Below are 20,998 nucleotides of genomic sequence, written 5' to 3' on the forward strand. Positions count from 1 at the left end.
GTTGAAAAAATCTAAAAACATTTATTGCGGGACTGATTTTATTGATAAAACAATTAATTACAAAAAAATGAAAAAATTATTTTTTATTATAGGAATATTGGCATGCGGATATGCATACAGTCAAAGCGTAAGTCCTGAAGTTATTGCTTCATCAGGCGAATATTTTATAGGCACAAATGCAACATTAAGCTGGACACTCGGCGAACCGGTTACCGAAACTTTTACCGGAACAAATAATATTTTAACTCAGGGATTTCAGCAAAAATATGATATTGCAACCATTCAGGAAGAAAATAAAAACACATATCAAATTAGTGTTTTCCCGAATCCAACAAAAGACGTGCTGAATGTAATTATTAATTTAGGTTTAGATAATAAATACACCACTCAGTTATTCGATATGCAAGGAAAATTATTAGTAAGCAACAGTTTTACGGGAAACAGTGAAAGTATTAATATGAACCCTTTTACTTCCGGCAATTACCTTTTGAGAATAAACAACTCAAAAGGAGAAATAATAAAAACATTAAAGATTGTCAGGAATTATTGATAAAAATTTTAAACTTAAATGTATATGAAAAAAGTTTTAGTATTTAGTGTAATGTGCTTTATAATTGTTGAATTATCATTTGCACAGGCACCACAGGCATTCAAATATCAAACTGTTGTAAGGGACGCAAGCGGCAACCCGCTCACAAATCAAAAGGTAAATTTCAGAATTAGCATTTTGCAAAATAGCACAGTCGGAATTTCTGTTTATACTGAAAGACAAATTGACACTACAAACAATTTTGGATTGGCAAATATTGAAATCGGAAAAGGAACTCTTGTAAGCGGAAATTTTTCAAATATCAGCTGGGGTACAGATAAATATTATATACAAATTGAAATTGACCCAGCTGGAGGAAATACTTTTGCCCTGATGGGAACATCACAATTACTAAGTGTTCCGTATGCTTTATATGCTGAAAATTCTGGTACAGCTGGTTCCACAGGACCAACAGGAGGTCAAGGACCCCAAGGACCCATAGGCGGTCAAGGAGCTATAGGTTCTACCGGAGCAACAGGTTCAGCAGGTGTAACGGGACCAACAGGTAATAATGGTTCAGCAGGAGCAACTGGAATTACAGGCCCAACAGGACCCATAGCAGGTGCAGATAAGCAACTTATTTTTAATGATGACGGAAACGCCGGAGCATCTGCCGAATTGACTTATGACAAAACTTCAAAACATTTGGCTATCGGAACGGCAATGCCCGCTGCAAGTGCAGCATTAGAAGTAAATTCAACTACAGGCGCTCTCTTGGTTCCGAGAATGACAACCACTCAAAGAGACGCTCTCTCACCGGTGGCAGGAATGATTATTTACAATACAACAACAAATAAATTTCAGGGCTATGTGTTAGGAATACCAGATACTACTAAATATGGAAATACTGATTATAATACGTCTTATGGTAATGCCTTAGGAGAAGATATAGGTCATCATGTTTTTATACCTCCTTCAAATACTTATGTAACTTCTATCAGAATCTGGATTTCGTCTTTACAATCCAGCGTATCAACTACATTGAGCATTTATGATGATAAAAATACTCAATGCAGCGGAAATCCAACAAATCTCGGAACATCATTGCCGAAAACAGTTACACCGAGCGCATGGAATACATTTGTTTTTTCAACACCTGTTGCTGTAACATCGGGAGTAAATTATCATATATGGTCTCCCGTGACATTAGCGATTGATGGAGCAACCGATAATCCTTCAAACACAATAACTAATTGGTATGAAGCTGATTTTATGATGATGTGTTCTGATAATTCATACGACAGAGCCATTGAAATTTCAACAGTTTTAAACCCATCAATTTGGGTAAATTTACATTAAAAAAATAATTTTCTATGAAATATCCATGCAAACAAATCCGTCGGCTGACGGATGCAATTGGTTTTTGTGAGAGTGAGTAACTAAAAAAGTAAAATAACAGAAGCAATAAATTAAAAGAATTTAAAATTCTATTAATTACTAAAATTTAAACAGATGAAACAAAATTTTAAAAAGTATGGTTGGATGCACGATTTACCTGACCATAGAGATTTTAGTTATCTTGCTCCGAAGCCTATAATTAGGAAGCTTCCTGCAAAAATTGATTTACAAAAATTATTTCCACCTGTTTATGACCAGGGACAATTGGGAAGCTGCACAGCAAACGCCATTGGCGGTGCTTTCGAATTTGAATTAATAAAACAAAGACAGAAAGATTTCATGCCTTCACGGCTTTTCATTTACTACAACGAAAGAGTGATGGAAAATAATGTTAACAGCGATAGCGGAGCGATGATTCGTGATGGAATTAAAAGTATAAACAATCAAGGTGTATGTCCGGAAAAAATTTGGCCTTACAACATAAATAAATTTACACAAAAGCCATCTGCAAACTGCTATAAGGAAGCATTAAAACATCAGGCATTGCAGTATCAGCGGGTTATAAGAGACTTAAATCAATTTAAAGGATGTCTGGCAGAAGGATATCCGTTTGTTTTCGGATTTTCGGTTTACGAAAGCTTTGAAGGAAGCGAAGTAGCTAAAACCGGTAAATTAAATATTCCTAAAAAGAATGAAAAACTTTTGGGTGGACATGCTGTTGTTGCTGTTGGTTACGATGATAGCCAGAAACGATTTATAATCCGAAACAGTTGGGGCAACAAATGGGGAAAAAATGGATATTTCACTATGCCTTATGAATATTTAAACAACGATAAACTTTCAGATGATTTCTGGACAATCAGATTGGTTGAAGATTAATAATAAAAATGAAAAAAATATTTTTAATAACAGCAATATTAATATGCTTCGGTTTAATTTATTCTCAGAATAAATTACAAGACGTTATTAATAAAACAAAAAAAACTATTACAGACAATAAACCTTTAACAAATACCGAAGTTGTTAAGGGTTTAAAGGAAGCATTAAATGTAGGAACAAATAATTCAACAAAAAAAGTTTCAGCAGTTGATGGTTATTTCAAAAATCAGGCAATTAAAATTATTTTACCGCCCGACGCTGTGAAAATGGAAAAAACACTTAGAGGAATGGGTATGGGACAACAAGTTGACAAGTGCGTATTAACTCTAAACAGAGCTGCCGAAGAAGCTGCAAAACAAGCAGCACCAATATTTTTAAATGCAATAACACAGCTTACAATTACCGATGGCATGAATATTCTGAAAGGTAAAGATAACGCTGCAACGCAATACTTAAAAGACAAAACTACAAACGATTTAAAAATAAAATTCAAACCGGTTATTCATAATGCATTGCAAAAAGTTGAAATCACAAAATACTGGAACCCTTTGATGACAAAATATAACAAGCTCCCCATGGTGCAAAAAATAAATCCTAACCTTGATGATTATGTTACAGTGAAAGCCCTTGACGGATTATTCAAAATGCTCGAAGGCGAAGAATTAAAAATCAGAAAAGACCCTGCTGCAAGGATTTCAGATATTCTGAAAAGAGTTTTTGGTTCGCTGGATAAAAAATAGTATAATGTCAAACGGCATTTGTTTTTTTAATCAGATTATATTATTTTCGTACAAAACTAAAAAATGATTACCAATAATAGCACATACAAACTTATTAAAGATACTGCAACTCAATTAATCCCAAATTGTCAGGTTTATCTGTTTGGTTCAAGAGTAAATTCAAATGAAACAAAAGACAGCGATTATGATTTATTAATAATAACTCCTAATAATATTTCAGTTCAAGATAAATTATTATATAAATCTACATTGCGAAAATTATTTGCAAAAAACAAATTAGATGCCGACCTGATAATCGAGAGCAAAGATGAAATTAAATTTAAGAAAAATTTAATTGGACATATTGTAAAATATGCCTTAAACGAAGGAATATTGTTATGAGCAAAAAAGAAGAATATCTTAGGGAGTGGATAACAAAAGCAGAAGATGACTTAGATGTAATAAACAAACTTACCGAAGAAGGTATTGTGGCTAAGTCAGCAGTATGTTTTCATTGCCAGCAATTGGCGGAAAAATACCTTAAAATATTTCTAATTTATAAAGAAAAAGAATTTACAAAAACACATAATATTGAACTTTTACTCGAAGAATGTTCCCAAATTGATAAAGATTTTAGTACAATAGAACCAAAAAATTTAAGTGATTTTGGTGTAAATGTGAGATACCCCGGAGATATTTATATTCCTTCCGACAAAGAAACAATGGAATACAAAGAAATTGCTCTTGAAATAAGAATATTAGTAAGATTGAAAATATAAATACATGAGTAAGTTTCTAATTACCGGCTTAGGAAACATATGCGAAGAATACGAAAACACCCGCCATAATATCGGGTTCATGATATTGGATGCTTTTGCAAAAAAAGAAAAATTTTCATTTTCTTCAAAAAGATACGCTGATGTTACAGAATTCAAATATAAAGGTAAAATTTTGTTTTTTATTAAACCAGCTACATTCATGAATTTAAGCGGCAATGCAGTGAGATACTGGCTGCAAAAAGAAAATATTTTATTAGAAAATCTTCTTGTTATTTGTGATGATATTGCTTTGCCTTTAGGTTCGCTGCGAATGAAAACAAAAGGCGGCGACGGCAGTCATAACGGATTAACAAGCATTATAGAAACACTCGGCACTTCTGAATTTTCACGATTACGATTCGGCATCGGCAATAATTTTCCAAAAGGATACCAATCTGATTATGTTCTTGGCAAATGGACACATGAAGAAAAACAAATATTAACTCCCAAAATAGAAATTGCTGCTGAAATGATTAAAAGTTTTGTTGCCTTTGGTTCAGCAAAAACTATGACCGATTTCAACGAATAGATGATTGAAATATATAAAGTGTTTGAAGTTGAAAAAATAAATAATTATTTTTTTTAAAATTCTAAATCCCAAATCTTAATTCCTAAATTTTTATGCAAAAACGCTGGACGCTTAAAAAACAAGCAGATGAAGAAACTGTAAAAAACCTATCTCAAAAATGTAATATAAATCCGGTTATTGCAAAAATTCTCGTACAGAGAGGCATTGATACTTTTGAAAAAGCAAAGTCATTTTTTCGCCCTTCGCTTGATGATTTGTACAATCCCTTTCTGATGAAAGATATGGATATTGCAGTTGCACGCCTCGATAAAGCAATTGAAAAAAATGAAAAAATTTTAATTTATGGTGATTATGATGTTGACGGAACTACGGCTGTTGCTTTGATTTATTCATTCTTAAAAGAATATAATAAAAATATCGATTTCTATATTCCCGACCGAAATTCAGAAGGATATGGTGTTTCATTCAAAGCAATTGATTTTGCAAAAGAAAATAATTTTTCCTTGATAATATCTCTCGATTGCGGAATTAAAGCAATTGAACAAATTAAATATGCAAAAGATTCAGGTATTGATTTTATCGTTTGCGACCATCATATTCAAGGAGAAGAACTACCTGTTGCCACTGCAATTTTAGACCCGAAAAGAAATAACTGCACATACCCTTACAAAGAACTCAGTGGCTGTGGAGTTGGCTTTAAAATGCTTTTCGGATATTGCCTGAAAAAAAACATTCCTATCAGCAAATTATATGACTATCTTGATTTGGTTGCAATAAGCGTTTGTTCAGACATAGTTCCGATTACAGGAGAAAACAGAATTTTAACTTATTACGGATTGCAATCAATAAATAATTGTCCCCGTCCGGGTATCAAGTCGTTGCTTGATGTCAGCGGATTTAAGAAAAGAGCTTCTGTGAATGATGTTGTTTTTGTTATTGGACCCAGAATTAATGCAGCAGGAAGAATTAATACCGGAAGAAATGCAGTAGAATTATTAATTTCTGATGACGCAGAAAAATCAATTGCTTTCGCAAAAGAAATAAATTACGACAACAACACACGCAAAGACCTTGATAAGCAAATAACACAGGAGGCATTGCAAATAATTGGAAACAGTGAGGAGTTGCAAAAAAGAAAATCTACTGTTTTGTTTAATCCCGACTGGCATAAGGGAGTTATAGGCATTGTTGCATCAAGAGTGATTGAAAATTATTACAAACCGACAATAATTTTAACAGAGTCTGAAGGATTTGCAACTGGCTCGGCTCGTTCTATAAAAAATTTCGATTTGTATGAAGCATTGTGTGCTTGCAGTGATTTACTTGAACGCTTCGGTGGACACAAATATGCTGCAGGCATTACCATGAAAAAAGAAAATATAGGATTATTTACAGAAAAATTTGAAAAAATCGTATGTGAAACAATTGATGATGAATTATTAATTCCCGAAATAGATATTGATTCTGAAATTAATTTCAACGATATTACCCTTAATTTTTGTAAAGTTATAAAACAGTTTGCTCCATTCGGTCCGGAAAATATGAACCCTCTTTTTAAAACCGAAAATGTTTTTGATAAAGGATTTGCCAAAATAGTTGGAGAAAAACATCTTAAATTAAACTTATGCCAAAACAGCAATAAAAACAAAATGTTTGATGCAATTGCTTTCAACAAAGCAGAAGTTCTTGATAAAGTAAATCAAAATTCACCATTTGCAATTTGTTATTCAATAGAAGAAAACGAATGGAACGGGGAAATAAAAGTTCAGTTAAATATAAAAGATTTTTTTTGTAAAATTTAATTTTAATATATTAGCGGTTTTATAGCAATTCTTAATGAAAAAAATACACATAAGATTAATTTTTCTGATTTCTGTCCGGCTTGCGATGCTTTTAGTCGCTCTGCTTATTCTTTATAAATTTGAATTATCAAAATTAAAAATAATAAAAAAAGATACTGAAGCGCAGAAAAAAGACATGTTTGAAAAGATTGTTCAATTGAAAGGACAACCTCTTGAAACATTTGCTTTTGATTATACATATTGGGATGAAATGGTAAAATTCGTGAAAGACCCGAATACTGAATCTGCAAAAAAATGGGCTGACGAAACAATTGCAACTGCTCTTGGTACTTATAATGCAAACTTTGTATGGATTTATGATTCAAAATATAAGTTAATATACACTGTAAATAATGTAAAAAATGAGCCAATATATCCTTTCGATGAATCATTGGTTAAGAAGATTTTCAGCAACGGGAAATATGCAAATTTCTTTTTGCGTTCTCCTTTAGGAATACTTGAATTACGTGCAGCTTCTATTCATCCATCTTATGACTATAACAGATTTACTTACCCAAAAGGATACTTTTTTGTAGCAAAATTATGGACGAAAAGCTATATGGACGAAATTTCAAAAATGACACAAACAAAAATTTCTATAATTCCCATAATAAATGACATTTTTGAAAATAATAGTGATGATAATGATATAATTCATTTTTCAAAAATTCTTTATGGTTATGATAACAAACCAATAATAAAACTTGATGTAAATACTCAGTCAGCTGCTTTACGTAATTTGATTGCCCTTACAAACAACACACTTTACGTTGCAGTTATATTTCTGGTTTTTGTAATTGCTGTTATATCAGTATTTTCAATATTTTCAATAAAAAGACCTATTTCTTTATTAATAAAATCGCTTCAAACAAAAGATACAACAATAATAAAAAATTTAATAAAAAAAGAAAAAAGTGAATTTGGAATATTAGCACGGTTAATTACAGCATTTTTTGAACAACAGAATTTGCTTATAGGACAAAAAACCGAATTGTCGGAAACTAAAATCAGGTTGCACGCTTTTGTTGACCATATTCCTTTTGTTGCATGGCTTAAAGATAAAGACAGTAAATTCATAACCGTAAATAAGCCCTACGCTAATCTAACAGGATATAAAATTGAAGATATTATTGGAAAAGATGATTACGATATTTGGCCTAAGGATTTCGCAGAATTTAACATGAAAAGCGATAAGGAAATATTTGCCTCAAAACAACAAAGCTATTTTGATGAAAAACTTCCTTTTATAAAAAATCAACCATGGTACGAAGTATATAAAACACCTATTATTAATGAAAAAGGCGAAGTTATAGGACTTACAGGAATAGCAAGAGATATTTCAATAAACAAAAAGGCAGATAATTTCACAAAAAAACAACGTGATTTAATAAAAATTATGCTTGATTCTCTTCAGGAATCCATTATCATATCTTCTGTTGATGGCTTTATATTGGAATGTAATGATAATACTTTAAACTTATTTAAAATAAATTCCAAAGAAAAAATACTTGATACTTCTATATTCCAATTATTTCCCGAAAACATTAAGGAGCAGGTAATTGAAGATATATCTTTTATTATGGAAAACGGAGGAACAAAAGATTTTACATATAATTACTTCACAAAAGATGGAAATAAAAGTTCATTGAAATCAAGAATTTCCCTTGCTAATGATTTCGAAGGCAAACCATCTTATCTTATTACTAAAACAAAAAAGTTAAAAGATATTTAAACCACTTCTATAAATCAACAATTACTGATTAATTTTATTTTTTTACAGAAATTGTTCCTTTAGGTTTTTTGATTTTCCATTTATCAAAATACTGGTCTGACTCAAGTCCCTCGCCAAATAAAATTTCATCGTTTGTAGTAATTTTCACGAATACATCGGAATATATTTTTTCTTTTTGTTCATTCCAGATTAAATGTTCAGTATTAAGTTTTTCTCCTTTTCTGTTGATAACTTCAACATTATTTCTTGCCTCCATGATTTTTTCCTTTTCACGATATATTGCGTAATTGGATTTTAAGCTTGATTCAACACTTTTAAGTGAATCATAAAATAAAACCTTAACGCCTTCGGGCATTTCCATATATGGTGTTTTATCATTTATATATCTTTTCAACAAAGGAGCATTAGCTTTAACAAGCACATCAGCATCTTCGCTGTAAATTATTTCAACATTTCTCGATGTTTCAGTCGGCGACTTGTCTTTGTTCGTAATAATGTTAACAGTGCTAATATCGTTCTCGCAGGAAAAAAGCAATCCCAAAACAATAACTAATATAATGGTTTTATATTTCTTAAGCAGCGCTGTCATATAATTTTCGATATATTATTATTCAAATTATTAAATTCCATATAAAAAGATGTTCCTTTATTTTCTTTTGTTTCAAACCATATTTTCCCGTTCAGATTTTCAACAATACTTTTAACTATTGCAAGACCCAATCCCATTCCTCCTGTTTTTGTAGTAAAATCAGGAGAAAAAATTTTACTTATCTGATCAGAGGAAATTCCTATTCCATTGTCGGTAATTTTAATAATTACTATTTTATTTTTTTCGTATAATTCAATATTTAAAATTCCTTTTCTATTGAATGGTATTGCCTGCATTGCATTATTGAGCAGGTTTGTCAAAATTCTCTGCAACTGGCTGCGGTCGCCATTTATAAAATATTCTTTTTCTTCCTGTTTTGAAAAATGTATTTCTAAATTTTCAATGTTTTTATATAAATCAATACTATTATTAATTATTTCAGAAAGTTCAATTTTTTCATTATTTGTATGAGGCATTTTCGCAAAATCGGAAAATTCAGTTGAAATAGCAGATAAAGTATCTATCTGTTCTATCATTGTGCGGGTAAATTTTTGCAGGCGTTCATCAAAGTTCTGTGCTTTATCTTTCCATGCTTTTTCCAAATATTGAACACTAAGTTTCATGGGAGTAAGAGGATTTTTTATTTCGTGTGCAACCTGCTTTGCCATTTCTCTCCATGCACTTTCTCTTTCCGATTTTGCGAGCATTTCTGCACTTTTTGCAAGTTCTTTTATCATGCGGTTGTATTCCTTAATTAAACTTCCTATTTCATCTTCGCTTTTCCATTCAATATTTTCATTTTTTCTGCCAAGTTTGGTTCTGCTCATTTTTATTCTAATAAACTGCAATGGCAAAGTTATATAATTTGATACAAATAAAGAAACCACTATTGCCAAGGTGAAAAGTAATACATATATATTTATAAGTGCAACTATAAAAGTTGATAGTTCCTTTCTGGCTTCATTTTGTTTTGAAAAATACGGTAAGTTTATATATGCTATTGTTTTATTATTATCGTTCTTAAAAGGAATATAAGCAGATATATATTTCATACTTCCTATATTTTCATTATTAATAAATAATGTTTTCTGGTTTAAACTCAACTCGCTTAAAGCTACAGGATTTATTTTGTTGCTTATCAATCCTTCGTTAAAAATTTTAGGACGTGTTGATGCAATGAGATTTCCCTTTGGGTCATATAAATTAATGTCAATAAAATAAACATTAGAAAATTTTATAAGAAGTTCAGAAATGTAATCACTCATATTTGGTGAAATTGATGAAACATCTGAAACCCTGTGTTCCATTTCAATTGAAATTGAATGAATTTTTTCTTTTATGTTTTCATAATTTTTATTTTCGAACAGATTGAGAATATAGTATGTTGAGCTTATACCAATAATAACAAGTGATACAAGAACTATCAGAATTGTTGTTATTTGAATTCTGAATTTAAAATTTGCTCGAACTGTTTCATATAAATTCGGTAATTTTCTTAAAAAAAGAAATAAAATGGCTATTATGCTGAAAAATCCGAACAAATAAGAAAAAGGTGTAATAATATTAAGAAGATTATCACTTTTTTTACTGATTATTAAAGATGTTTTATCATCAACTTTATAAAACAAATGATTAAACCCGTCTTTATCAAAAAAAGTAAATTCATCATTTTGTTTTCCGTAAATATCGGAATAAAAACTGTACAAGTATTTGCCAAACTGGGTTACAAGCTGTTTATTGTTGTAAATAGAATATGAATAATCTGTGGGGTCAATGAAACTTTTCACTTTTTTATCAAGAAGAAGCTCAGGATAGCCAATGCCTTGAGGAACAAATTTTGAATCAAGTTCTACAAAAAATTTTGTTGAATTTATCAGATTATTATTTTTATCGGGAATTGAAAGTTCTGATAAATAACTTATTTTTCCGGTGCCTTTATTTAAATGGTATAAATCGCAGCTTATAGTGGGTTTTCCAATTGATAATATTTTCTCATTAAATAAAGTAAAACAATTCTTTTCAATACCATCAGGTACCATCAGCAATTTATCTGAAGAACGACAGGTAGTTACTTGCACATCATATTTTTCCCAGTAACCCGAGAAATATTTTTCTTTTATTCTTTTTTCTATTGAATCTTCGTTAAATGTTTTTCCCGAAATAAACTTTTTTAAAATTGTATCTTTTTTAATTTCCTGTTCAATTTCCGTAAATATATATTCTGCAATGGGGTCTTGTTCTGTAGAAAGTTTTATAGCAAGTGATTTTCTTTTTTCACTTTCTTTTGCTACATTAAAATCATTGAGCAAAAACGTTGCAACCATTGAATACAATAGTAAATAAAGCATCACATTATAAAATGATAAAATATTTTTTGTTTTTATTTTTACAAATAATAATAATATAATAACTATCAAAGTCCATGAAATAACCAAAATACCTGATTGAGTATAATCGGTATCACAAATCATAAACAACAATACTCCCGCAATGAAATTCGGAAGATGAAAACTTAATTTTTTATTAAAAAATACCAGAAAGGAAACTGTTTTTTCAATCAAAAGAAAAAGAGATAAAAATAATATTCCAATGATTAAAAAGCCGGTAAAGCTTAATATATCAAGTTCAAAAATATTATTTACATTATAAGAAATATTTGAATTTATAACTATGCTTTTGAAAATATCAACTACAAAATCTGAGAGTTCAAATAAAATAAAAATCCCTAAAGTAGCTATAACACGCTTATTCCACATTTTATATTTTCTGAAAATTTTTATTAAATTATATTTTTCAGAAAATACTATAACCATAAAAAATAAAAGCACTACATTTAAAAACAGGTCGCCAAAAGAAGGAAACCAAAATGACATTGCATAAAATTTAGGACTAAACAATTCGAGCTCATAAAGAGATGACGGAGTTTTATAATAGATTGAAAAAAATCTTAAACTAACAATAATCGCAGCAAAAGCTAAATAAAAAATTTGATTTTTATAACGAGCAACTACGATATTACACAGTGATAAAAGAAAAAAAACAATAAAAATCAAACTTATTATATAAAATATTACATCAATGCTTTTATCAGCATTATCAGTACTTTCATCATTTTTATATATTAATGAAAAAAGAAATTTTTTATCCGCTGAAAATATATTATAATTTCCTGTTTGGCTTTTACTGATTGTGGTATTTTGTTTGACTGTAAATTCTTTTTGAAATTTATTTAAAAGATATTTGTTGTTATACTGGTATTCGCGGTTCAATAAAATCAATCCTACTATCGTATATTTTCCATCGCTTTTATTAATAATTCTGTACCATCCGTTTTTCAAACGCAGTATTTGACTGTTGGTTAATTTATTCAAACTATAATCGCTTACAGGAACATTATTATCTGACCAGTATTTAAGATTTTTATTTTCATAAATAAAAAAGGAATAACCCTTTTTTTCATAAAAATCGTTGTAATGCCTGATATTTAATAAAAAATAGCTTTCTTCTTTTTCTTTTACCTTGACCAGCAGGTTTTTCAAAATAGTATCCAGTTCATTTTCCTTGTAGGTTAGTGTTTTTTGAAATAAATTTGTTTTCTTTTCATTACTGACAAGGAAAATATTTGCATTCTTATATGAAATACCCAATACATAGAATATTACAGCAATTATTAACAACAAAATTGTTTTATTTTTCTTATTTATCTTCATATTTTATTGTGTAACACTTTGTAATATTTATTCAAAAATACAATATAAAATAAAGCGATTTAACAAACGATTTTTGATTTTATGATATAATATTCATTTTTTATGTTTTTTTTATTAAATCTCTTAAAATTGGTTTTTTTATAATAAATTGGTATAAAATTTAACTATAAACAGCTAAATGTTGAATTAATTTTTATTTTTTACATATATTATTGATATTCAATATTTTGAATGATTGTTTCACGTGAAACAGTTACTTTTTATTTTCCAAAATAAATCATCAACACCGAAATATCAGCAGGTGAAACCCCGCTAATTCTTGATGCTTGTCCAATTGTTCTTGGTTTTATTTTAATTAATTTCTCTCTTGCTTCAGACGATATAGATTTTATTGAAGCATAATCAAAATCTTTTCTTAATTCTATATTTTCAAATTTGCTTAGTTTATTTACAATTTCCTTTTCCTTTTCAATATATCCTTCATATTTTATTAATATTTCGGCTTCTTCAGCAATTTCATTTTTTTCTGATTTAATTTTATTAAAAAAATCCTTAATGGATTTTACATTATTAATTAAGTCAAAAATCGAAATTTGGGGACGTGAAATCAAATTTCTGATTTTTGTTTTTTGTTGAATATTTTGTGTTTTAAGTTTTGTTAATATCTTGTTAATTTGAACTGGCTCAATGCTTGTTTTTCCAAGATACTCAATTACAGAATTTATTTCTTTAGTTTTTCGTTCAAGAGCTTTTTTTCTTTTTTCTTCTATTAAACCTATTTCATAACCCATTGGTGTTAATCTTATATCAGCGTTATCCTGACGAAGCAATATTCTGTATTCGGCTCTCGAAGTAAACATTCGGTATGGTTCATCCGTTCCTTTTGTAACTAAATCATCTATCAAAACCCCTATGTATGCATCAGCTCTTTTTAAAATAAAAGGAGATAGGTTCTTTATTTTTCTATGTGCATTTATTCCAGCCATTAACCCCTGGCAAGCTGCTTCTTCATATCCTGTTGTTCCGTTAATTTGCCCTGCAAAATAAAGATTTTCTATTTTTTTTGTTTCGAGAGTTAAATCCAGTTGGGTTGGAGGGAAAAAGTCATATTCTATAGCATATCCCGGGCGAAATATACTAACATTACTAAATCCTTTTATTTTTTTTAACGCTTCATATTGTATTTCTTCAGGAAGGGAAGATGAAAACCCGTTTAAATAATATTCATTTGTTGTCCATCCTTCGGGTTCGACAAATAACTGGTGCCTGTTTTTATCAGAAAATCTTTCAATTTTATCTTCAATTGACGGACAATATCTTGGTCCTTTTCCTTTTATTCTACCTGAAAACAAAGGTGATTTATCAAAACCTTTCCGTAAAATATCATGTACTTCATCATTTGTATAAACCAGATAACAACTTCTTTGTTTTTTAAGTTCGGGTGTTTCTATAAAAGAAAATTTCTTTGGGTTTTCATCACCTTTTTGTTCAATCATTTTTTCAAAATCAATAGAGCGCCCATCAATTCTTGGTGATGTTCCTGTTTTCATTCTGTCACTTTTCAGTCCTATTTTATTAAGTTGTTGTGTCAACCCAATAGAACTTATTTCTCCTATTCTTCCACCCGAAAAATTATTTTCTCCAACAAATATTTTTCCGTTTAAAAATGTTCCTGTTGTAAGTATGATTGTTTTAGCTAAAATTTCTTTACCTGTGAGTGTTTTTATTCCAATTACTTTATCGTTTTTTATTAATAAATTTGTTGCAGTATCCTGTCTCATAAAAAGGGTAGAAATATTTTCAAGAATTTTCCGCCATTCTATCGAAAATAATACTCTGTCGCTTTGTGCTCTCGGGCTCCACATTGCCGGTCCTTTTGATTTATTTAACATTCTGAATTGTATCATTGTTCTGTCGGTTACAATTCCCGAATATCCGCCAAGAGCATCAATTTCTCTCACTATTTGTCCCTTTGCAATTCCACCCATTGCCGGATTACACGACATTTGGGCAAGATTTGTAAGATTCATTGAAATTAAAAGTGTATTTGAGCCAAGATTTGCAGCAGCAGCCGCAGCTTCGCATCCGGCGTGTCCTCCACCAACTACTATTACATCAAAATCATATTTCATTTTTTTCGTTTCACGTGAAACATTTTTAAATAGATATTTTCTTTTCTTGTCATTATTGTTTTGTCTTTTCTTGTTTTGTCTTTGTATCCAACAATATGAAGAATTCCGTGTATCATTACTCTATATAATTCTTTTTCAAAAAATACTTTATATTTTTTTGCATTTTCCTTTACTCTTTCAATACTAATATATATATCTGCTACGAGATTATTCTTTCCACAATAATTTTCAAAAGTAATAATATCGGTAAGGGTCTTGTGTTTAAGAAATCTTGTATTCAGGTTCATTAAGTATTTATCGGAACAGAAAATAAAATTCACATTTCCATTAACAGGTTTTTCTTTTGAAAATATTTTTTCAAAATATTCTTTAAGGACATTTCTGTCTTTTATTCTAAAATTACTATCCTCATTATAAAAATTTAAGCTCAATTCCATTTTGCAAAATTACAATTTTAAGTTTAATTATTACGTTTTTGTTTATATTCAAAAAGTACATAATTATAAGAGTTAATTATATTTAAAAAATAAAAATTATATTTGCTTAATTTATAAATAAAACAAATTTACAGAAATGTCATTATTTACACCCGGGCGTCGTTGGCAGCCACCATTTTATCCTTTTAAAAAAGAAACCAAAGGAAGAAGATTTCTTGCTTTTACCGAAAGAAAAATAAAAGGAGTTCTTTTCGGCTGCAGAATGTGCGGCAATTGCTTGTTGCAAGAAACAGCTTTTATCTGCCCAATGGAATGTCCAAAAGGTATGAGAAATGGTCCTTGCGGCGGATCTTCTGCAAAATCCTGTTATGTTGACGAAACACGTCCATGTATCTGGTATAAAATTTATGAGAGAGCATTTAAAATGAACCGTGAGGATAAGCTGCTGGAAGTTCTTCCCCCTCTTGATTGGGAAAAAGTTGGGACGGAAACATGGGGTGAAGTTTTTTCAAAAATCAAGCAATTTGGGACAAGTAAATTTATTTCATCTGTATTTTTTTCCAAAGATATTGAAAAGAAAAAAAATATGTGGGATGCTGTTTTCAGGACTATACGTCAACCCGAATGGTGGAAAGGCGACTCGGAATATCATGCTCCGAAATATGATGAGTCGGCTTCGGAATTGGAACAACAATTAAAAGCAGGAAAGTTTGTAGTTACATCAGAAGTAACTCCTCCAATAAGCATTTCAACAAATAAACTTACAAAAGAGATTCAGCTTTTAAAGCCATTCGTAACATCAGTTAATTTCACCGATTCTTCATCTGCAACACCAAGCATGTCGAGCATTGCGTGCTGCAAAATTGCCATTGATTGCGGTGCAGAGCCGGTACTGCAAATCGCCGCCCGCGATGCAACAAGAAGTTCGTTTCAGTCGCTTGCTATTGGTGCAAACGCTTTAGGTATAAAAAATATTTTATGTTTAACCGGCGATAGTGCGAAACAAGGTGCAGCCCCAAAAGGAAACATGAATATTGTTGATTTGGATTCGATACAGATGCTCTGGATACTCAGAAGAATGCGGGATGAGGGAATTTATTTGCACGGAAAACAAATAAAATTTCCGCCAAAATTCTTTCTTGGAGCAGCAGCATCACCTTTTGCTTCTGAGCCGAAATTTCAGGCAATCAGAGAACATAAAAAGATTGATGCGGGTGCTCAGTTTTTCCAGACAAATATTATTTACAACCCAGATGGTCTTGAAACATGGGTAAATGAATTAACAAAAAGAGGAATTAGAAATAAAGTTTATATACTCGCTGGAATAACTCCTTTGAGAAGCTATAAGATGGCAATGTATCTTCATAACAATGTTCCCGGAGTTACAATTCCCGAAAAATATCTGAAACGTATGGAAAATGCCGGCGATAAAGGAGAAGAAGAAGGCATTGCAATAACCGTAGAGCTTATGAAAGAAATAAAAGCAAGAAAAATAGTTGATGGTTTTCATATTATGGCAATCGGCTGGGAAACAATGGTTCCAAAAATATTGACTGAAGCTGGATTGAGTTGAATGAAAAATTAAAATTAGTAATGAAAGTTAATCCTTATTTTCAATTGTCTGAAAATTTTTTTTATCAAATTCAGGAGTAATTTTAACTCCGTTATATTTTACTTCCACACCGTTTTCATAAGTTATTTTAAGAACAATAGTTCCGTCGTCATAATATTTTACCCAATCTCCGTTTTTTTTACCCATACTGAAATTTCCTCTTTCTTTTATTGTTCCATTATCGTAATAATAATAATGTTCCCCATCGGGAAAGCCGTCAATGAAGCTGCCTGTAAAAGCTATAGTTCCGTTGCTTTTAAATGTACCTTTCCATTCGCCAAACTTTAATCCTTCTTTGTAAACACCTGTTTCGATATAATCGCCTATATCATAACTCCACATTCCATCTTTTTTGCCGTCACTGTAACTTCCTTCGGCAATTACTTTACCTGAGTCGCTGTATTCTTTCATTAATCCTTCTTCTTTTCCGTTTTCAAAAATTTCTTCTCGTAAGAGATTTCCGCTTGGATAATACCAATTCCATTTGCCTGTAAGTTTTCCGATAGACGTATATTCTCCTGTTTGCTCCGGTTTTCCGTTTCTAAAGTAAAATTTCCATACTCCTGATTTTTTACCCATATCGTATTCGCCTTCTCCTTTTACTTCGCCTGTTTCGTAATATTCGTACCAATATCCTTGTTTTAAGCCGTCTTCTTCAACAATACCACTGCCAATTATCTTTCCGTCTTTATAAATTTTTGAGCCGATTATTTTTCCGTCTTCTGAATATTCGCGGCTTATTCCTTCGGGAGTATTATATCTATAAGTAATCATTTTTTTTACATGCCCGTTTGAATAATATTCTTTTTTTATTTCTGTTTTTGCTACTTCTGTAACATTAATCAGCAAACTGTCATTTTGATATTTTTCTATTTTCAGTAAATTTCCGTTTTCCGCAAACTCTTTATATATGCCGTTCTTTAAATCATTTTTATAAAAACATTCTATTTTAACATTACCATTATCGTAATAGAACTGCCATTTATCTGTTTTCATTCCTTTATCGTCTCTTCTGTTTATTTCTTCCTGACTAACAATGAAACCTCCGCTATATTCTGTTATGGTTTTTACATTTCCCGATTCATCAAATTCCTTTGATATTCCATTTTCAACACCATCAATAAAATTTATTGTTTTTAAGAGTCGTTGGTTTACATAATAATTTGTTACTCCACTTTTTTTGTCGTTCACATAATTTTCTTCTGTTTTTTGATTTTCAAAATAAGTTGTTTTGAAACCGTTTTTCTTATCTTCTTTGTAATTTAAACTTAATGATATATTTCCTTTTTCGTCATAAAATTTCCATAATCCGTCAAGTTGAAAATCTTTTCTATTTCCTTCAGATTTTATAACACTATTTTCATAATATGTTTTCCAATATCCATCTGGCTTTCCTCCAACCAAAAATCCTTCACTTGATTTTTTCCCGCTCGGATAATAAAATACTTTTAATCCGCTTGTATCATTCTGAGCGGTAATTATCAAAGCTTTTAATATTAATAATATTAAAATTAATTTTCTTATCATTTACCGGATATTTTAAGCATTCTGCGAATCGGTATTTCTGCTTTAATTCTTAATTCTTCATCAATAATTATCTCAGGTTTTTCGTTTTGTAAACATAAATATAATTTTTCAAGTGTATTTAATCTCATAAATTTACATTCGCCGCAAGCACATTCGCTGTCATCAACCGGTGCAGATATAAATATTTTATCAGGTGATTCTTTTTTCATCTGATGTATAATTCCTGTTTCGGTTGCTACTATAAACTTCTTACTATCATTTTTTATTGTATAATTCAATAAAGAAGTTGTAGAGCCAATAAAATCGGCTATTTTTAAAAGAGGTTCTCTACATTCGGGATGAGCTATCAATTTAGCATCTGGATTTTCTATTTTAAGTTTCATTATTTTTTCTAATGAATAAATTTCATGAACAATGCATGAGCCATCCCAAAGCACCATATTTCTTCCGGTAATATTGTTTACATAAGCGCCAAGATTTTTATCGGGTGCAAAAATTATTTTTTCATTTTTAGGAAAACTTTCAACTATCGAAACAGCATTTGATGAAGTGCATATAACATCTGATAAAGCTTTTATTTCGGTACTGCAATTTATATAACTTATCACTTTATGTTCCGGATATTTATTTAAAAAAATTATAAAATCTTCTTTTTTACACAAATCAGATAATGAGCATCCCGCTTCTGTATCAGGTATCAAAACTTTTTTAAATGGATTTAAAATTTTTGCTACTTCCGCCATAAAATTTACTCCTGCAAAAACAATTATATCTGCATTTGTTTTTGCAGCTTGCTGCGATAGTGTTAAACTATCTCCTATAAAATCGGCTATGTCCTGTATTTCGGATTCCTGATAATAATGAGCCAAAATTACTGCATTTTTTTCTTTTCGCAATCTTTTAATTTCGTCAATCATAAAAGTTATTAAGAAATATTAATCTTATATTTTTATATTTAGTAAATAATAAAACAATAATAATGCTTGTTAATTGTGTTTGAAAATAATCATTATAAAATTTGTTTTTTAATCTTATCATTTTTTAATAACAATTTATATGTTTTATAAACATTCAAAAGTATTGAAAAAAGAGGATTTTTACTATTTATTAACATTATGTTTATATAAATTTTGTTTATAAAATAAAAAATAAAATTATAAATTTAATGTTAATAAACCAATAAAAAATTTGATGTAAAAAATGATAAGATTAAATAGTTTGCTTTAATTTTTTATTAAGAGAAATTAAAAACTGTTAATAAGTGAATAGTTTTTAAAAGTTATCACCATAAAGTAACTTTTAAAATGATAAAGTGTTAGTAACTGTTGAAACAGTACTATTACCAATGATTTGCTAAGATAATTCCACGTCGAATTTTTCGTGCCATGGCAAACCGTGTTTATTAAGAGCATCTAAAAATGGGTCGGGGTCGAAGTTTTCAGTATTTAAAACACCTTTACCCTGCCATTTTCCGGTAAGATACATCATAGCACCTGTCATTGCAGGAACACCTGTAGTGTAAGATATTGCCTGTGATTTGGTTTCTTTGTAACATTCTGCATGGTCGCAGTTGTTGTAGATGAAATATTTTTTTTCTTTCCCTTCTTTAATTCCTTTAATAATACAGCCGATGGAAGTTTTACCTTTATAATTTTCGCCAAGAGAAGAAGGTTCGGGCAAAAGAGCTTTAAGAAATTGAAGCGGAACTATTTCCATTCCATTATAGATAACAGGTTTTATACTTGTTATGCCAACATTTTCGAGTACTCTGAGATGATTAATATAATTCTGAGAAAATGTCATCCAGAAACGTGCTCTTTTTAAAGTAGGAAAATTTTTTACAATTGATTCCAATTCTTCGTGAAATAACAAATAAGATTCTTTCGGACCTATTTCAGGATAATCGATAGGTTTATGAATTTCGAGAGGTTCAGTTTCAATCCATTTATCTTTTTCCCAGTATTTACCGCGCTGAGTAATTTCTCTGATATTTATTTCGGGATTAAAATTTGTTGCAAAAGATTTTCCATGGTCGCCGGCATTGCAATCAACAATATCAAGATAGTGAAGTTCGTCAAAATGATGTTTTTTTGCGTAGGCAGTAAAAACTCCTGTTACTCCCGGGTCGAAGCCGCATCCGAGAATTGCAACTAAGCCTGCTTCTTTGAATTTATCGTTGTAAGCCCATTGCCACTTGTATTCAAATTTAGCAACATCTTTAGGTTCGTAGTTAGCCGTGTCAAGATAATTAACACCGGTTTGCAAACATGCATCCATTATTGTAAGGTCTTGATAAGGTAATGCAACATTAATTACAATATCGGGTTTAAATTTATTAATTAGTGCGGCAAGTTCAGGAACATTGTCGGCATCAACTTTTGCGGTTTTTATTTTATTGCCTCCGATTTCAGTTGCAATATTCTGGCATTTGGAAAGTGTTCTGCTTGCCAGAAGAATTTCCGAAAAAACTTCAGGAATAGATGCACATTTGTAAGCAACAACTTTTCCTACGCCGCCGGCGCCTATTATCAATACTTTACTCATTT

17 protein-coding genes are annotated in these 20,998 nt (G+C 30.3%); 10 read left to right on the forward strand and 7 right to left on the reverse strand.

Features of this window, described 5'->3' with window-relative positions; translation table 11 throughout:
- Positions 1-67: 67 nt before the first annotated feature.
- The 9 genes from WC223_06585 (at position 68) to WC223_06625 (ending at position 8,445) form a co-directional block, all read left to right on the forward strand.
- Positions 68-550 carry a T9SS type A sorting domain-containing protein gene (locus WC223_06585; GenBank protein MFA6923904.1) on the forward strand — a complete coding sequence of 161 codons (483 nt, stop codon included), beginning with the start codon at positions 68-70 and terminating at the stop codon, positions 548-550.
- A gap of 24 nt (positions 551-574) precedes the next feature.
- Entirely contained in the window at positions 575-1,888 is a 1,314-nt protein-coding gene (locus WC223_06590) for a hypothetical protein (GenBank protein ID MFA6923905.1), read from the forward strand.
- A gap of 153 nt (positions 1,889-2,041) precedes the next feature.
- Entirely contained in the window at positions 2,042-2,806 is a 765-nt protein-coding gene (locus WC223_06595; protein ID MFA6923906.1) for a C1 family peptidase, read from the forward strand.
- A gap of 8 nt (positions 2,807-2,814) precedes the next feature.
- Entirely contained in the window at positions 2,815-3,546 is a 732-nt protein-coding gene (locus WC223_06600) for a DUF4197 domain-containing protein (GenBank protein MFA6923907.1), read from the forward strand.
- 63 nt (positions 3,547-3,609) lie between these two features.
- Positions 3,610-3,927: a nucleotidyltransferase domain-containing protein gene (locus tag WC223_06605; GenBank protein ID MFA6923908.1), complete on the forward strand. Its 318-nt coding sequence runs from the start codon at positions 3,610-3,612 to the stop codon at positions 3,925-3,927.
- Positions 3,924-4,304 carry a HEPN domain-containing protein gene (locus WC223_06610; protein MFA6923909.1) on the forward strand — a complete coding sequence of 127 codons (381 nt, stop codon included), beginning with the start codon at positions 3,924-3,926 and terminating at the stop codon, positions 4,302-4,304. The genes WC223_06605 and WC223_06610 overlap by 4 nt, the downstream gene beginning before the upstream one ends.
- Positions 4,305-4,308: 4 nt before the next feature.
- On the forward strand, positions 4,309-4,872 hold the full coding sequence (gene pth / locus WC223_06615) for an aminoacyl-tRNA hydrolase (GenBank protein MFA6923910.1): 564 nt from the start codon (positions 4,309-4,311) through the stop codon (positions 4,870-4,872).
- Positions 4,873-4,964: 92 nt separating this feature from the next.
- Positions 4,965-6,674, forward strand: a complete 1,710-nt coding sequence (gene recJ / locus WC223_06620) for a single-stranded-DNA-specific exonuclease RecJ (protein ID MFA6923911.1) — start codon at positions 4,965-4,967, stop codon at positions 6,672-6,674.
- Positions 6,675-6,708: 34 nt separating this feature from the next.
- Positions 6,709-8,445 (forward strand): PAS domain S-box protein, encoded by a 1,737-nt coding sequence (locus tag WC223_06625; GenBank protein MFA6923912.1) that lies wholly within the window; start codon positions 6,709-6,711, stop codon positions 8,443-8,445.
- 34 nt (positions 8,446-8,479) lie between these two features.
- Here WC223_06625 and lptC read toward each other — a convergent pair whose 3' ends face one another.
- From lptC to ybeY, 4 genes are all read right to left on the reverse strand, one after another.
- A complete protein-coding gene (gene lptC / locus WC223_06630) occupies positions 8,480-9,034 on the reverse strand; it encodes an LPS export ABC transporter periplasmic protein LptC (GenBank protein ID MFA6923913.1) in 555 nt (184 codons plus the stop codon).
- Complete coding sequence (locus WC223_06635; GenBank protein ID MFA6923914.1) at positions 9,031-12,744, reverse strand: HAMP domain-containing sensor histidine kinase; 3,714 nt, start codon at positions 12,742-12,744, stop codon at positions 9,031-9,033. Before WC223_06635 ends, lptC begins: the two co-directional genes overlap by 4 nt.
- A 260-nt stretch (positions 12,745-13,004) precedes the next feature.
- The gene (gene mnmG / locus WC223_06640; GenBank protein MFA6923915.1) at positions 13,005-14,876 is read right to left on the reverse strand and encodes a tRNA uridine-5-carboxymethylaminomethyl(34) synthesis enzyme MnmG; all 1,872 of its coding nucleotides are present in this window, start codon (positions 14,874-14,876) and stop codon (positions 13,005-13,007) included.
- Positions 14,873-15,313 carry an rRNA maturation RNase YbeY gene (gene ybeY, locus WC223_06645; protein MFA6923916.1) on the reverse strand — a complete coding sequence of 147 codons (441 nt, stop codon included), beginning with the start codon at positions 15,311-15,313 and terminating at the stop codon, positions 14,873-14,875. The genes mnmG and ybeY overlap by 4 nt, the downstream gene beginning before the upstream one ends.
- 136 nt (positions 15,314-15,449) lie before the next feature.
- Here ybeY and WC223_06650 point away from each other — a divergent pair, with 136 nt between their 5' ends.
- Positions 15,450-16,886, forward strand: a complete 1,437-nt coding sequence (locus tag WC223_06650) for a methylenetetrahydrofolate reductase C-terminal domain-containing protein (GenBank protein ID MFA6923917.1) — start codon at positions 15,450-15,452, stop codon at positions 16,884-16,886.
- 27 nt (positions 16,887-16,913) lie between these two features.
- Here the strand turns inward: WC223_06650 and WC223_06655 are convergent, their stop codons facing one another.
- From WC223_06655 to WC223_06665, 3 genes are all read right to left on the reverse strand, one after another.
- Complete coding sequence (locus WC223_06655; GenBank protein ID MFA6923918.1) at positions 16,914-18,452, reverse strand: hypothetical protein; 1,539 nt, start codon at positions 18,450-18,452, stop codon at positions 16,914-16,916.
- Positions 18,449-19,369, reverse strand: a complete 921-nt coding sequence (nadA, locus tag WC223_06660) for a quinolinate synthase NadA (GenBank protein MFA6923919.1) — start codon at positions 19,367-19,369, stop codon at positions 18,449-18,451. Before nadA ends, WC223_06655 begins: the two co-directional genes overlap by 4 nt.
- A 436-nt stretch (positions 19,370-19,805) precedes the next feature.
- Positions 19,806-20,996: a saccharopine dehydrogenase family protein gene (locus WC223_06665; GenBank protein MFA6923920.1), complete on the reverse strand. Its 1,191-nt coding sequence runs from the start codon at positions 20,994-20,996 to the stop codon at positions 19,806-19,808.
- Between the last annotated feature and the right edge of the window lie 2 nt (positions 20,997-20,998).

It is taken from the genome of Bacteroidales bacterium, assembly GCA_041671145.1.
Classification (GTDB): Bacteria; Bacteroidota; Bacteroidia; order Bacteroidales; family JAHJDW01; genus JAQUPB01.

Excerpts from the sequence above, each read along its gene's own strand:
- WC223_06585 (MFA6923904.1), top strand. The coding sequence starts at position 68 with ATGAAAAAATTATTTTTTATTATAGGAATATTGGCATGCGGATATGCA.
- WC223_06590 (MFA6923905.1), top strand. The coding sequence starts at position 575 with ATGAAAAAAGTTTTAGTATTTAGTGTAATGTGCTTTATAATTGTTGAA.
- WC223_06595 (MFA6923906.1), top strand. The coding sequence starts at position 2,042 with ATGAAACAAAATTTTAAAAAGTATGGTTGGATGCACGATTTACCTGAC.
- WC223_06600 (MFA6923907.1), top strand. The coding sequence starts at position 2,815 with ATGAAAAAAATATTTTTAATAACAGCAATATTAATATGCTTCGGTTTA.
- WC223_06605 (MFA6923908.1), top strand. The coding sequence starts at position 3,610 with ATGATTACCAATAATAGCACATACAAACTTATTAAAGATACTGCAACT.
- WC223_06610 (MFA6923909.1), top strand. The coding sequence starts at position 3,924 with ATGAGCAAAAAAGAAGAATATCTTAGGGAGTGGATAACAAAAGCAGAA.
- pth (MFA6923910.1), top strand. The coding sequence starts at position 4,309 with ATGAGTAAGTTTCTAATTACCGGCTTAGGAAACATATGCGAAGAATAC.
- recJ (MFA6923911.1), top strand. The coding sequence starts at position 4,965 with ATGCAAAAACGCTGGACGCTTAAAAAACAAGCAGATGAAGAAACTGTA.
- WC223_06625 (MFA6923912.1), top strand. The coding sequence starts at position 6,709 with ATGAAAAAAATACACATAAGATTAATTTTTCTGATTTCTGTCCGGCTT.
- lptC (MFA6923913.1), bottom strand. The coding sequence starts at position 9,034 with ATGACAGCGCTGCTTAAGAAATATAAAACCATTATATTAGTTATTGTT.
- WC223_06635 (MFA6923914.1), bottom strand. The coding sequence starts at position 12,744 with ATGAAGATAAATAAGAAAAATAAAACAATTTTGTTGTTAATAATTGCT.
- mnmG (MFA6923915.1), bottom strand. The coding sequence starts at position 14,876 with ATGAAATATGATTTTGATGTAATAGTAGTTGGTGGAGGACACGCCGGA.
- ybeY (MFA6923916.1), bottom strand. The coding sequence starts at position 15,313 with ATGGAATTGAGCTTAAATTTTTATAATGAGGATAGTAATTTTAGAATA.
- WC223_06650 (MFA6923917.1), top strand. The coding sequence starts at position 15,450 with ATGTCATTATTTACACCCGGGCGTCGTTGGCAGCCACCATTTTATCCT.
- WC223_06655 (MFA6923918.1), bottom strand. The coding sequence starts at position 18,452 with ATGATAAGAAAATTAATTTTAATATTATTAATATTAAAAGCTTTGATA.
- nadA (MFA6923919.1), bottom strand. The coding sequence starts at position 19,369 with ATGATTGACGAAATTAAAAGATTGCGAAAAGAAAAAAATGCAGTAATT.
- WC223_06665 (MFA6923920.1), bottom strand. The coding sequence starts at position 20,996 with ATGAGTAAAGTATTGATAATAGGCGCCGGCGGCGTAGGAAAAGTTGTT.